The sequence below is a fragment of the Streptomyces mirabilis genome, from assembly GCF_039503195.1.
Taxonomy (GTDB): domain Bacteria; phylum Actinomycetota; class Actinomycetes; order Streptomycetales; family Streptomycetaceae; genus Streptomyces; species Streptomyces mirabilis_D.
This window is the reverse complement of sequence record NZ_JBCJKP010000001.1, coordinates 9405951-9418866: the sequence shown is the minus strand read 5'-3', so window position 1 is coordinate 9418866 and position 12916 is coordinate 9405951. Positions and strand designations below refer to the sequence as shown.

Annotated in this window: 12 protein-coding genes and 3 pseudogenes; 5 read left to right on the top strand and 10 right to left on the bottom strand. The window is 69.8% G+C overall.

Annotated features, from left to right (window positions below; all coding sequences use genetic code 11):
* Position 1 precedes the first annotated feature (1 nt).
* On the bottom strand, positions 2 to 1411 hold the full coding sequence (locus tag AAFF41_RS42710; RefSeq protein WP_343325745.1) for an ABC transporter substrate-binding protein: 1410 nt from the start codon (positions 1409 to 1411) through the stop codon (positions 2 to 4).
* Positions 1412 to 1804: 393 nt separating this feature from the next.
* Positions 1805 to 2848 (bottom strand): LacI family DNA-binding transcriptional regulator, encoded by a 1044-nt coding sequence (locus AAFF41_RS42705; protein WP_319753041.1) that lies wholly within the window; start codon positions 2846 to 2848, stop codon positions 1805 to 1807.
* Positions 2849 to 3463: 615 nt separating this feature from the next.
* Here AAFF41_RS42705 and AAFF41_RS42700 point away from each other — a divergent pair.
* Positions 3464 to 3967: a hypothetical protein gene (locus tag AAFF41_RS42700; RefSeq protein ID WP_343325744.1), complete on the top strand. Its 504-nt coding sequence runs from the start codon at positions 3464 to 3466 to the stop codon at positions 3965 to 3967.
* Positions 3968 to 4055: 88 nt separating this feature from the next.
* Here the strand turns inward: AAFF41_RS42700 and AAFF41_RS51895 are convergent.
* Positions 4056 to 4251: pseudogene (locus AAFF41_RS51895) on the bottom strand (IS630 family transposase); the annotation flags it as partial.
* Positions 4252 to 4469: 218 nt separating this feature from the next.
* Here AAFF41_RS51895 and AAFF41_RS42695 point away from each other — a divergent pair.
* Complete coding sequence (locus tag AAFF41_RS42695) at positions 4470 to 5414, top strand: MBL fold metallo-hydrolase (RefSeq protein WP_343325743.1); 945 nt, start codon at positions 4470 to 4472, stop codon at positions 5412 to 5414.
* A gap of 8 nt (positions 5415 to 5422) precedes the next feature.
* Here AAFF41_RS42695 and AAFF41_RS42690 read toward each other — a convergent pair whose 3' ends face one another.
* From AAFF41_RS42690 to AAFF41_RS42680, 3 genes and pseudogenes are all read right to left on the bottom strand, one after another.
* Positions 5423 to 6142: a helix-turn-helix transcriptional regulator gene (locus AAFF41_RS42690; RefSeq protein ID WP_343325742.1), complete on the bottom strand. Its 720-nt coding sequence runs from the start codon at positions 6140 to 6142 to the stop codon at positions 5423 to 5425.
* Between the two features lie 16 nt (positions 6143 to 6158).
* A complete protein-coding gene (locus AAFF41_RS42685) occupies positions 6159 to 7091 on the bottom strand; it encodes an alpha/beta hydrolase (protein ID WP_319753045.1) in 933 nt (310 codons plus the stop codon).
* A 60-nt stretch (positions 7092 to 7151) separates the two neighbouring features.
* Positions 7152 to 7364 (bottom strand): annotated as a pseudogene (locus AAFF41_RS42680) (hypothetical protein); the annotation flags it as partial.
* A 70-nt stretch (positions 7365 to 7434) separates the two neighbouring features.
* On the opposite strand from AAFF41_RS42680, the gene AAFF41_RS42675 reads away from it, so the two are divergent.
* Positions 7435 to 7653 (top strand): hypothetical protein, encoded by a 219-nt coding sequence (locus tag AAFF41_RS42675; RefSeq protein WP_319753046.1) that lies wholly within the window; start codon positions 7435 to 7437, stop codon positions 7651 to 7653.
* 105 nt (positions 7654 to 7758) lie between these two features.
* On the opposite strand, the gene AAFF41_RS42670 is transcribed toward AAFF41_RS42675, so the two are convergent.
* Both AAFF41_RS42670 and AAFF41_RS42665 read right to left on the bottom strand, forming a co-directional pair.
* Positions 7759 to 8118, bottom strand: coding sequence for a hypothetical protein (locus AAFF41_RS42670; protein WP_319753047.1), 360 nt, complete (start codon positions 8116 to 8118; stop codon positions 7759 to 7761).
* A gap of 440 nt (positions 8119 to 8558) precedes the next feature.
* On the bottom strand, positions 8559 to 9506 hold the full coding sequence (locus AAFF41_RS42665) for a DUF5996 family protein (RefSeq protein WP_415926018.1): 948 nt from the start codon (positions 9504 to 9506) through the stop codon (positions 8559 to 8561).
* A gap of 235 nt (positions 9507 to 9741) precedes the next feature.
* Here AAFF41_RS42665 and AAFF41_RS42660 point away from each other — a divergent pair, with 235 nt between their 5' ends.
* Positions 9742 to 10596 carry an NmrA/HSCARG family protein gene (locus AAFF41_RS42660; protein ID WP_319753048.1) on the top strand — a complete coding sequence of 285 codons (855 nt, stop codon included), beginning with the start codon at positions 9742 to 9744 and terminating at the stop codon, positions 10594 to 10596.
* Between the two features lie 290 nt (positions 10597 to 10886).
* Here AAFF41_RS42660 and AAFF41_RS42655 read toward each other — a convergent pair whose 3' ends face one another.
* Positions 10887 to 11057 carry a hypothetical protein gene (locus tag AAFF41_RS42655; protein ID WP_054229772.1) on the bottom strand — a complete coding sequence of 57 codons (171 nt, stop codon included), beginning with the start codon at positions 11055 to 11057 and terminating at the stop codon, positions 10887 to 10889.
* Positions 11058 to 11562: 505 nt separating this feature from the next.
* Complete coding sequence (locus AAFF41_RS42650; protein ID WP_343325741.1) at positions 11563 to 12294, bottom strand: HAD family hydrolase; 732 nt, start codon at positions 12292 to 12294, stop codon at positions 11563 to 11565.
* On the opposite strand from AAFF41_RS42650, the pseudogene AAFF41_RS42645 reads away from it, so the two are divergent.
* Positions 12208 to 12895, top strand: a pseudogene (locus AAFF41_RS42645) (hypothetical protein). The gene AAFF41_RS42650 and the pseudogene AAFF41_RS42645 overlap by 87 nt on opposite strands.
* The last annotated feature ends 21 nt before the right edge of the window (positions 12896 to 12916 follow it).

Below are 12916 nucleotides of genomic sequence, written 5' to 3'. Positions count from 1 at the left end.
GTCAGCCTCCCTCGACCGTGAAGCCCTGGCCCTTGGCGAAGGTCGTGATGCGCGACTGCCACGAGCCGAGGGCGCGGACGGTGTCGGTCTTGTCCGCGAGGGACTTGCCGACGGTCTCGGTCCAGTCCGTGGCGACCCGGTCGAGGAACGGCGGCCACTGGAAGGCGGGGTTGACCTGGGTGCTGATGTCCGCGAAGACCTGGTTGACCTTCTGGCCGCCGTAGAAGGCGGGCGTGTCCCCGAGGAAACTCGCCTCCGCGAGCAGGGTCTTGGTCGCCGGGAAGAAGAACTGTTCGGTGGTGAACCTCCTGGCGCTTGCGGGGTCGCTGTTGAGGAACTGGGCGAACACCGCCGCCTGGATGGGGTTCTTGGTGGAGCGGATGACCGCGGTGGTCGAGCCGCCCCAGTTGCCCGCGCTGGGCTTGGCGGCGTCCCACTGCGGCAGCGGGGCCGCGCGCCACTTGCCCGCGGTGGCCTTGGCGGAGCCGGACAGGAAGGCCGGGCCCCAGGCGCCGGTGAGCCAGGTGGCGTACTTGCCCTTGTTGAGGGCGGCGTACCAGGAGTCGGTGAAGTCCGGTTCGACGCCGATCACGCCTTCCTTGGCGAGGGCGCCCCAGTACTGGCCGAGTTTCTTCGAGACCGTGTCGTCGACGCTGATGGTGATGTCACTCTTGCCGGAGGTCACGTACGGCTTGGCGCCCGCCTGCCAGAGCAGGCCGTGCCAGGCGGCGACCTGGTTGGCGGCGAGGTTGGTGAGGTAGACGTCGGGGTCGGCCTTGTGGAGTGTGCGGGCTGCGGCGGCGAACTCGTCCCAGGTGGTGGGGACTTGGATGCCGTGCCGGTCGAAGATGTCCTTGCGGTAGAGCATGCCCATCGGGCCGGTGTCCTGGGGGATCGCCCAGATCTCGCCGCCGCTGCCGGAGACCTGCCCCCAGGTCCAGTCGACGAAGGTGGACTTGAGCGCGGAGGCGCCGTACGGGCGCAGGTCCAGCAGGCTGCCGGTGATGGTGAACGTCGGGATGGCCTGGTACTCGATCTGCACCATGTCCGGGGCGCCGCTGCCGGCCTTCAGCGCGGTGCGCAGCTTGGTGTACTCCGGTGTGCCCTGACCGGCGTTGACGACCTTGATCTTGACGGCCGGGTACTTCTTCTCGAAGAGCGCGACCTCCTTGTCGATGTTCGGGACCCAGGTCCAAAACGTCAGCTGGGTCGGGGTCTTCATGGCCTTGTCGATGTCGGCCCGACCGACCGGCTTGGCGGAGGAACCGGCGGGGGGGCCGCCGTCGCCGCCGCAGGCGGACAGGGTGGCGGCCAGCGACAGCGCGCCCGTGGCGGCGAGGAAGCCCCGGCGGCTCAGGGGTGACGGGCTGGAGGAGGGGCTGGGGAAGGGGCTGGGGAAGGGTCCGGACATGGTGAACTCCCGCGGAAGGGTGTTGAGGACCGGCACACCGGGCGACGGCGTGCTGAAGCTGGATGCGGTGGTGTCAGGCGCGGTGTGGCGTGACGGGCGGGGCCGGGAGGGCGGGCCTGTCAGAGGTTGCGCCGGGGAGGGCGCGAGAGGAAACGGCGGCCGGTGCGGGGCCTGATCGAGGCCCGGGGAGCGGCGGTGGGTGCTGCTGAGGAACTGGACTGGGCTGGGCTGGCTTGGGCTGAGCTGAGTTGGGCGGGGGCTGGGCTGAGCTGAGTTGGGCTTGGGCTGAGTTGGGCGGGATGGGGCTGGGGCAACGCCGGAAGCGTGGGAAGCGGTGGATGGCTCTGGTGGGGCGGACCTCCGTCGGTGAGGGGGACTGCGGTGCCCCGGGGGCTAGCGGGGCGGCGGGGGTGCTGACGAGGCGCGGACGACGAGTTCGACCGGTGGGTCGGTCATCGGCAGCGGGTCGGCCTGCGGGTTCTCGATGGCGTGCACGAGGAGCTTCAGGCCGTCCTGCGCCATGGCGTCGAACGGCTGACGCACCGTGGTCAGCGGCGGGGTCACGTAGGCGGCGACCGGGATGTCGTCGAAGCCGACCACACTGACGTCCTCCGGCACGCGCCGCCCGGCTTCCGTCAGCGCGCGGATCAGGCCGATGGCCATGTCGTCGTTGGCGGCGAACACCGCGGTCACACCGGGGTCGGCGAGAAGTTCACGGCCCGCCGCGTAGCCGGAGGCGGCCGACCAGTCACCCTCGGCGACCGGCGGCTCGGCCCGGCCGTGCGCGGCGAGCGCCTCGCGCCATCCGTCGAGACGGTCCCGGGCGGAGTACCAGCGCTGTGGACCCGCCAGGTGGTGGACGGTGGCGTGGCCCAGCTCCAGCAGGTGCTCGGTGGCCGCCCGCGCCATCTGGCTGGAGACGATGCCGGCCGTCACCACATGGGGGGCGGCGAAGGGCGGGGGTGCGCCGAGGACGAGGACCGGCACGTCGACCCGTGCGGAGAGATCCGCGCCGTCCGCCTCGTCGATCGGCTCGGAGATGACGATGCCGTCGACGCCCTGGTCCAGGAGCGAGTCCACGGCCCCGGCGATGCCCGCCCTCTCGCCTTCCATCGTGTTGACCACACGGAGTGCGTAGCCGGTGTCCCGCACGGCACGCTCGACACCCATGAGCAGCGAGGCCGGACCGTACAGGGCGGTGCCGAGCGTCACCACACCGATGGACCGGGTGCGTCCGGAGGCCAGGGCGCGGGCCGCGTTGTTCGAGCGGTAACCGAGTTCCTCGGCCGCCGCCAGGACGCGGCGGCGCACGTCAGCCGAGACGTACGGCTCGTCGTTCATGACCCGGGACACCGTCTTCTGCGACACACCCGCCAGGCGCGCCACGTCCACACTGCGCGGCGCGGCTCCCGCGCCGCGTCCTGCCACTGGTGTCATGGTGTCTCCCGATCTTCGGCAGTCGGATCCTAGTCCAGATCCGCTGTATGACTGCGCTGTCATGACTGCGCTGTCATATCTACGCAACGGGGCGGGGCGCGTCAAGACTTCGCGCAACATCTCTGCCGTCCGGAGGGGGCGGGGCGCGGCGTCGCCGGGGCGGCGAAAGCGTTGGAGGGTCTCAGCGCGCCTCCTGCCGCCAGGACGGTCGAGGCGGCAAGCATCACAAGGCGCTGAGTACGGGAAGTGCGGGTCATGGGAATTCTCCCCCGTGAGAAATAATCGGGGTTTCCGAACAGTTCTGACAATTCGCGGCCGTTCGATGAGGGCCAGCTCCTGTTGAACGGGCCCGCATCTCCATTGGGCACGGGCGGACGAAAGGAGTCATGCCCCTGGAATGCGTGGCGGGAGAACTCGGGAGTTGACGGACGACGGCAGCTCCACTGGGGACGCGCGGCACATCAGCGGCACATCAAGGGGCCCGGAGCCGGAGCGGAACGGGTGCGGGCTAGCCTGGCAGTTCCGGGCTGGATCATCACCGGCACCTGACCGCCCGATGCCGGCGGAGTACCCCGCCGCTGTCCACCCGGGCCGGAAGAGAACGGAGCAGCCGACGTGAGCGACACCCAAGCCAGCACCCAGGAAGGAGCCGTGGCACCGGCGGCCGATCTGCTCGAGCGCATACGCCGGCACCGGCGCCAGACGCTGGAGCTGCTCACCGTCTGCGCCCTCGGTCTTGTCCCGTGGACGGTCCTGCTGGCGATGACGCTGCCGTCCGTGTATGAGGTCCGCCAGTGGCGTGTGACATGGGTCGGATTCGACGCCCTGCTCATGGTCGCGATGGCGGCCACGGCACTGCTCGGGTGGCTGCGGCACCGCGCTGTGATCGTGTCGGCGACCGCGACGGCGGTGCTGCTGATCTGCGACGCGTGGTTCGACGTGTCACTCGCTTTCGGCACCGCGGGGGTGTGGCTGTCAGCGGTGCTCGCGGCGTGTGTCGAACTGCCGCTGGCCTTCTACCTCATCCGCCGGGTGACGGGGATGCTCTGGCTGGCGCAGTGGCCCACCGCCAGGACCGCCGCCGACGGCAGCAGGCAACCGGCCCGCCCGGACGCCTGAACTCGCCCCGCCTCCCCGCGGAGGAGACGACCGGCGACGATTCCTGACTGCCCACACCGGGCCGCACCCCAGACGCTGCCGGCGGGGCGGGCCCCCGGGAGCGCAGCGCCTCCCGCCCGCCGGACGCCCAGGCACGCCACTGGTCGACCGACTTCTCGCTCACCCGTCCGCGTGACGCACGGGACTTTTACGTCCTCCTCGAAGAGGTCAGCGGCCCGCATGCACACCTCTTCGCGGCGCTTGCGCTGCTCGGCGGTCAGGCCGCCCTCGTCCGGATACCGCATACTTCCGGGCCACCAGCCAAGACGGACCCTGCCACCAGGTCCGACAAAAGATCCAGTCGCCATGACGCCAAGGTCACTAGCAGCGCTGCGAGAATGAGCGAGGAGACTTCATGCCAGAGATCAGCAGGTTCGCCCCGGGTCTACGAGCACGGCTGGCGGGAGCGGTCCGGCAACACCCCGCCCTCTCGATCGCCCTCGCACTCAAACTGACCACAGCCGTGGCGCTGGGTGCTGTGTGGCAAACCAAGATCCGTCACTCCGGAGACCTCAACGACTACCGCGACCTTCTCGTGGACGACCCCGGCGGACCAGGTGGAGCCACGGTCAAGGTGACCTCATTGGGCACCACCATGATGCTCGTCGACGACGGCACCACCCAGATCCTCATCGACGCTTTCATCACCCCGGCCGGCCTTCTCGATGCCGCGCTCGGTCGACCGGTCTCCACCGACCCCGACGCCGTGGACACCGCACTCGACAAGGTGGGCGCGGACCGCGTACGCGCCATCTTCATCTCTCACTCCCACCACGACCACGCGCTGGACGTCGCCTACATCGCCAACCGCACGGAAGCCACCGTCTACGGCTCACCGTCCACGTTGAACATCGCCAGGGGTGGCAACGTCCCCGAGGACCGCTTGGCACTTCTGGACCCGGAGAAATCCGTCACGGTGGGCAGCTTCACGGTGCGCACCATCGCCTCCAAACACTCCCCCAACCCGATGGGCGGTGAGGGTGCGACCATTGACAAGCCGCTCCTGCAGCCCGCCCCCATCAGCGCATACAAGGAGGGGGGCACCTATGACTTCCTCGTGGCGGCACCAGAGACGAGCATGCTGTTCAAAGGTTCAGCCAACTGGATCCCCGGCGCGCTCGCCGGAGTCCACGCTGACGCCCTGTTCCTCGGCATCGGCGGTCTCGGACGCGCCGAACGACGTTTCAGCAAGGACTTCCTCGACGCGACCATCGGCACCGTTCAGCCTGCCATTGTCATCCCCACCCACTGGAACGACTTCTTCTGTCCGGTTCACGAGGGCCTTCCGCTGCAACGCAAACTGGTCGACAACACTCCCGCCGCGTTCGACACCGTACTTGCCCGCACCAAAGCTGACGGCGTCGACATAGGTCTACTGGAAGCGTTCGCCAGCATCATGATCCACTGATCGGATCCTCATGGCGAGGGTCTCAGTGAGGTCAGTGCAGTGGGTTGTACTGCGCCGACGGCGGCCGAGCCGAGCAGTAGTTCGGTCAGGTTATGCGGCTGTGCCGGTTCACTGGTCGGAGCCGCTGCTGCGATCCGGTCCAGCCGGAAACCCCGGCCGGCCCGGCGTGTGCGGCACCAGGCGATGAGGTACCAGCGGCCGTCGGCGGTGAGCAATCCGGCCGGTTCCACGACGCGGTCGCTTTCGTGTCCGGCCGCGTCGGTGTAGGACAGCCGCAGCACCAGGTTGTTGGCGAGGGCCTGCTCCACCGCGGTACGGACCTCGCAGTCGCTGCGCGTCGGCAGGGTAACGATCCGTGCGGCGAGTTCCCGCGCCGCCGCCGAGGCGGGGCCGGTCATCGAGGCCGCAATCTTCTGGGCCGCCGTGCGGGCCGCGCCGACGTAGGGGGTGGAGGCGTCGGCCGCGGCGAGCGCGGTAATCAGTGCCGAGGCTTCGTCGGCGGTGAGGCGGACCGGGGGCAGGGTCATCTCCGGGTCGATCGACCAGCCGCCGCCCCGCCCGGGTATGGAGCGCACCGGGACACCGGTCTCCAACAGGGTTTGCAGGTCACGCTGCACCGTGCGTGTGCTGATCTCGAACCGCGTGGCGAGCACCGCGACCGTCAGCGGCCGCGGCGCCACCGCGCGCAAGTCCTCCACCAGCGCGTACAGCCGGGCAGTTCGGTTCATGCCGCCGACGCTACCGTCACGCAGTGGCCAGGAAGTCCCGCTCGCGCCGCAGTTCCCGCTCGGTGATGGTCAGGGGGAACAGAGTGAAGCCGTGCATCGCGCCGGCGACGACGCCGAGCTGCACAGGCGCGCCCGCCGCCTGCCACCGTTGGGCCAGGAACAGCGAGTCGTCCAGCAGCGGATCCTCGGTGCCGACGACGATCCGGGCAGGCGGCAACCCGGTCAAGTTCGCGAACAGGGGCGACACCTCGGGAGCGCGGCGCTGCTCCTGCCCCATCCCTGGCGTGAACAGCTCATAGCTGCCCCGGATCGCGTCGGTGTTGCTCAGCAGTTGTCGGGAGCCAAACGACCGCTGGCTTGGTGTCATCGACAGGTCGTAGGGGCCGAAGAGCAGGTGGGCCGCCCGGAACGCGCCCGTGATGCCGTGCCGGTCGCGAAGGCGCAGCAGCGTCACGACGCTGAGGTGGGCACCGGCCGATTCACCGCCGATCAGCAGCCGTTCGGTACCGAACTCGGCCACGGCGTGTTTCACCAGCCATCGGGCAGCCGCTTCGCAGTCGTCGGGCCCGGCGGGGAAGGGGTGTTCCGGCGCGAGGCGGTACTCCACGCTCACCACGGCCAGCCGTGCCTGCTCGGCGAGCCGCCAGAGGCGCTCGTCCTGTCCGTCCGCGGACCCGAACGCCCAGCCACCACCGTGGAGGTGCAGGTACACGCCGTCGGCGTGGTCCGGCACGAAGACCCGTACCTTCACTCCGCCCTCAACAACGCGGTCCCGGCCGTAGGGCAGTCTCACCGGTGGCGTGTCACCGCCGAGCCGGTTGCGCCGAAGGAGCGCCAGCATGGCTGGGTTCGGCGCCTCCCCTCGAGCTGGGCGGCTCGCGGCGGCAGCCTCAAAGTGCTCGTTGAACGCCAGGGTCTCGGGGAGACAGTCCTCATCTGTGATCGTCATGCCGTCGACAGTGGCAGCTGCCCGCGACAACGCCCTGTCACCCTTTCCTTGTGAACTACGTCACCGCCTTGCCGTGCTCCTGGTGTGATCGGGCGCGAACACCGGGTCGTACGTTCGGGCGGCGAGTGGTCGTCCGCCCCAGCGGACGCATTTCTCGCTGCGGACGCGGGCGCTCTCGCACCGCTGGGCGGCCGGGACGTCGGGGTGCCGAGCGTTCCGGTTGCGCCGGCGCAGGTAGCGGTGCAACTCCCGCGTCTGGGGAACAGCGGCGGGCATCCCTCAGGCACGTCGAGGTGGTCGGCGCGGCGTCCTCGGTCTTGTCCCGTGGACGGTCCTGCCGGCGATGACGCTGCCGTCCGTGTACGAGGTCCGCCGGTGGCGTGTGACGTGGGTTCGACGCCTCGCGGGGGTGCGGCTGTCGGCGGTGCTCGCGGCGTGTGTCGAACTGCCGCCGGCCTTCTACCCCATCCGCCGGGTGACGGGGATGCTCTCGCTGGCGCAGTGGCCCACCGCCAAGACCGCCGCCGGCAGCAGCAGGCGACCGGCCCGCCCGGACGCCTGAACTCGCCCCGCCCTCCCGCGGAGGAGACGACATGATCAGGCACGACATGATCAGGCAGGCCCTGCCAGGTGTCCCGTCAGGGCCTGAGCTCCACGCGGTGACCGGTTAGCGGTAGCAGTCCAGCACCGGGTCGGTCTCGCTGTAGATCGCGGTGTCCTTCATGAATCCCAGCTGGCCGTTGTCGGCGACGGTCATCAGCCAGCGGGTCGGGTGCGGTCCGCCGACCCAGGCCTGGCCGTCCTCCTTGCAGTAGAACCAGCTCGGGTTGGAGTACATGTAGCCGACGATCTTGCCGGGGTCGGGGTAGGAGTGGTTGTTGCCGATGATGCCGTAGACGGGCGCGCCCGACACGTTGTTGCAGTACCACTTGATGCCGTCGTCGTTGGTCCAGCAGCCCGCGGCGGCATCGGCGGACGGAGCCGCCACCGCGCCGAACCCGACGGCCAGCGCCGCTGTCGCCAACATCGCGCCGATCTTCCTGTGAGCACGCATGTATTCCCCCGCGTTGTCGTGTCACCCAGCGGTGACCGGATCAAGGTGCGTCGAGGCACGGTGTGCTGCGGCCACTATGCCGAGCGCGGGCGGCCCAGGTCGATCACTTCGATCCTGATGGAAGCGTGATCCCCGTGCCGGGCGCGGCCTTGGCCGTCTTCAGGGGAAACACTCCCTGGTTGCGCGTGTGGGAGCGTGCGGTGCCGGAGGCTGGGGCGATGACAGAACCTGTTCATGGACCGGACGGACCGGACGGACCGGGAGGAGGGGCGACGCCGCCTTCATCCTCTGCTTCTGGCTTCCCATCGCGGGCGAGATCGCCGAAGCGAGGCGCCGGCGCCGACGTGGGCACCGGACGTGACCGCCGGCGGCAGCAATGCAGTGGCGGGTACGAACCGTTCGGCCGCACCCGTCTACCGGCGCTGTCGCCACCGGTTCGGGTCCTCTTCCAGGGCCGCCCGGTCCCAGTCGCCGTGTTCCGCGGCGGCCTCGTAGGTCGTGTGCAGGAAACCGGCCAGTGCCCGGTCAGGGTCGGCCGCAGTGCGCACCGCCTCGTACGGCAGAAGGAACTGACCGAAGTCAGGGTTGTAGGACGCGTCGGCCGGGGTGACCGGGTGGTCGGCGAAGCCATCCGGTTCGGGATAGGCGTACGAGTAGAAGGCTCCCTCTTCACCACCGCCGGGCCAGAATCCACAGCTGCTCAACTCGCGGGAGTAGCCCTCCACCATCACCCAGTCACCGCAGTTCGGGGCCCCGCCGGGATGCGGCGGCGCCGCCCGTCCCGAGAACCTCGTGCAGGCCAGGTCCATGGCGCCCCAGAAGAAGTGCACCGGGCTCACCTTGCCGACGAAGTACGAGCGGAACTCCCCCAGCACCCGGTTGGCCTGCAGCAACTGGCGCCAGAAGAGCTGCGCGGCCCTCGGGTCGTAGGAAGTGTGCCGGTCGTCTTCGTCGAACGGGATCGCCGGGTCCACCTCGTTGGGAGACGCCTGGATCTTTGTCTCGATTCCCAGCTCGCTCAGGGCCCGCATCGTCTCGCGGTAGAAGTCGGCCACCGGCCTCGGCTCCAGGGCCACGCCGCGGTGGGCGCCGTCGCTGCCGCGGATACGCAGCTGATGGTCGAGGAAGTCGAACTCGATGTCGAAGACCCCTGAGCGGTAGGGGATCGCCGACGTGGTGAGGCCGCGCGGGCTGACATAGAAGGTGACCTGCCACCAGTGATTGACCAGGGGCGCGTGGGCCAGCCGGATCTTGCCGACGATCTGGGTCCACATGTGCAGTGTGTCCCGGGTCTCGGTCCAGTCGGCGACGCGCAGCCGCGGCCACGCCGTCCGCGACGCCCCATCGGAGATCACGGCCACAGCACACTCCTCCCAGGACAACCGGCCGACACCGACCACGCTGCCCTCAGCCGGGGAATCAGGCAACCCGGCAGGTAGGTCGGCAGGTCCCCGGCGCGCCTCACCGGCCATCGGGCCGCGACGCTTGCATGCTCCACGAGCAGCCGTGCGCCCGCACCGCAAGGGGTGATCCAGCGGTTCGGTCCCACCCGCGGCGAGGCCCTCCGGGGCCGATCGACCGGAAGGAGCTTTCCTCATGAATGTCGACCAGTCGGTACTGGTTCTCGGGGCGACCGGGGGCCAGGGCGGCGCCGTCGTCAGCGCGTTGCTGTCCCGCGGCGCCGTCGTCCGTGGCCTGGTCCGCAACCCTCGATCCGCTGCGGCCCGGGGCCTGGCCGCGCGCGGCGTCGAGGTGGTGGGCGGGGATCTCATGGACCGCGAGTCCCTGGCCTCAGCCATGCGAGGCGTAGCCGGTGTGTTCGCGATGACCACGCCCTTCGAGTCAGGACCGGCCGCCGAGATCGCACAGGGTCGGACCATTCTCGCCGCCGCCCGTCATGCTCGTGTGCCCCACCTGGTCTTCAGTTCCGTGGCAGGTGCCGACCAGGACACGGGCGTGCCGCACTTCGAGACCAAGGCCGTCATCGAGCGGGAGCTGGCCGCGGGCGAGGTGCCCTACACGATCCTGGGGCCCACCTACTTCTTCGACAACGCCCTCGGCGGAGAGGACCGGATCCGCCAGGGGGTGCTCGATCTTCCCCTGCCACCGGACCGTCCGCTGCAGCAACTGGCACGCCCCGATCTGGGCGAGTTCACCGCCGCGGTCTTCGCCGCGCCCGACGCGTTCGCCGGGCAGCGCATCGAGCTGGCCGGCGACGCCCCCACGCCCGAGGACATGGCGGCCGCGTTGAGCACGGCAGTCGGTGGGACCGTTCGCCACCACGAGGTGCAGCTCGATGAGATCGGCAACGCCGACATGCGGGCGATGTGGGCGTTCCTGCGTGGCCCCGGCTACCGCGTCGACCTGCCGGCGCTGCGCGCCGCCCATCCCGGTGTGCGCTGGACGTCGTTCGCCGGCTGGGCCGAAAACGCCTTCTCGAGGACACCATGACGCGTTCCTCGGAAGGGCCGGCATCCGCTACCAAGTGGCGACAGCGCGGTACTGCTTCCACGGTCTGCCCGAGGCGTGCGGCCGGGTGTGCCCGGGAAGTCCGCCGTGTTGGAGGTGCGCGGTTCCGGGCGCGCACAGCGGGCCTCCCGGCCACACCGCTCTCCTGCCCCGCTCCCCCACCGCCCGCGCGTCGGCGCCGGCATCTTCACCCAAGAGTCACATGCGTGCGGGGCGGCCCCGGACGCCTGCGTCCGGGGCCGCCCCGCATCAGGGGGTGGGACTGCCGTGCGCTACCAGCGGTACCAACGGCCACGGCTGCCGCCGGTTCCGGCGGAACGCATGACGAAACCGAGCAGCCACACGGCCAGCACGATCACCGCCACGATCCACAGAGCCTTCAGCGCGAAACCCGCACCGAAGAGAACCAGGGCCAGCAGAAGAACGAGAAGCAGGGGAACCATAGTTATCAACCTCCGAAGCAGCGAGTTCCCCGGCAACACCCCGCCATGCACCCGAAGTTTATGGGTTTCTTATCCTTCGACGCGGGAATGCGCCACCGCCCCGAATCCATCACCCGGCCGACAGGCGGCCCAGTGGACCTGCGGGTCAGGCCGCGATACCGATAGCGGTGACGTATTCGTACTGGCCCCACGGGGAACCGAGGTCCACGACGGCCTCGTTTCCCGGCGCCTGCGCCGGCTTCGCCGCCTTTCGCCACGGTGATGGTGAGCGTCTGGCCCGTGCTCAGTCCGGAGAGGGTGCGGCTCGCGAGGGCGCCGCCCCCTCCTCCGCCTCGACGCGGTGACGGTGACCGAGGTGCCCACCCGGTCCGGGACGGTGAACGCGGACGTACGTGATGGTTGCAGGCCAGGGTCAATGAACCACGGCCGGAGTGGAAGCAGCTGATGCGCGCCCCGGGGAAGGCGTTGGCCCGGGCCGCTCACTTACGACGGCCGTGAGAGCCGGTCAGACGTTCGTGCGTGACAGGTGGTCCGGGAGGTCGGTGAGCCGTTCGATGCGGAGCACCGTCTCGTCTGCCGTCGGCGATGGTCCACCGGTGACGAAGTCGATGCCGCGGTCCAGCCAGATGCCGGTGAGCCCGGCGCGGGCGGCTGCGTGCACATCGCTTTCCAGCATGTCGCCCACGTTGACCGCCTGCGCGGGGTCCGTCCGCATCCACCGGCAGGCGGCGGCGTAGGCGACGGGCTTGGCCACACCGAGCTCGGCCGGGGTCAGGACGGCTTCGAAGTATTCCAGGAGGCCGAAGCGGGCGAGCTTGGCGCGCTGCTGCTCGGGGTCCCCGTTGGTGAGAACAGCCAGACGCGGCCCTCGGGAAAGCCGTTTCAGGGTCTCCAGGCAGGGCTGGACATCGGGATAACACCGCCAGGACTCCTCGAACACGGTGAGGTAGCGCTCGGCGATCCAGGCGTCCAGAAGGCCGGGACTTTCCGGAACCGGCTCACCGAGCATCGGCAGGAAGGAACGGAGCCTGCGTCGGTGGTGCTCAGCGAAGGAGCACTGACCGGCCAGGTATTCCCGCATGTGGCGCGCCTCCAGCGTCCACCACAACGGCACCAGCTCCTCCGGTGGAGCCGCCGCGTTCGGCGCAGACTGGACGATCTGGCCGATCGTTTCCAAGACCGCGCTTCGATGATCGACCAGGGTGCCGTCCAGATCGAAGAAGATCACATCCGCCATAGGGTGATCATCTCGTGGTGCCTGTCCCTGACGCCAGAAGACCGGATCGGCTTCCAGCGCGCGGCCGAAGGCCGTGATCGCCTCGGCGGCGCGCCCGAGCCCGCAGAGCAGGAAGCCGCGCTCAGCGATGACGACGAGGGCTTCGTCATCCGGACGGCCACCACCCGGCCGGTCACGCTTGGTCAGCCCTTCACCCGTTGGTCGGTCCAGAAGCTCTCCGAGCACCTGCGGCGCAACGTCGCCCGAGTACGCGCTCACCGAGCGGCCCGAGCGCACCTTCGCCTTCGACGCGTTCGGCCCGCTCGGCATCCGCCCCACCGCCGACCTGTGCGGGGCGAAGCAGGGCAAGCCCAACCGCTTGCCGGCGAGCTATCACCGCGAGGCGCACTTCGGGCCGCTGCGGCAGTTCACCCTCGCCCACTCGAACCACCCCCACCACACAGTCCAGACCCGCGCGCTGCATCACTACTTGCACTGGCGCAACCAGAACGCACGCCATCCCGGCGTCCTGGCGGCACAGCGTCGCGAACGCGCCCGCATCCGCAGCAAGAAGGGCATTCGCTGGGGCGGACGCCCCCTCGCCCGCAGCCTGACCAAGTGAGGGATCCGGCCGTGCCCGGAT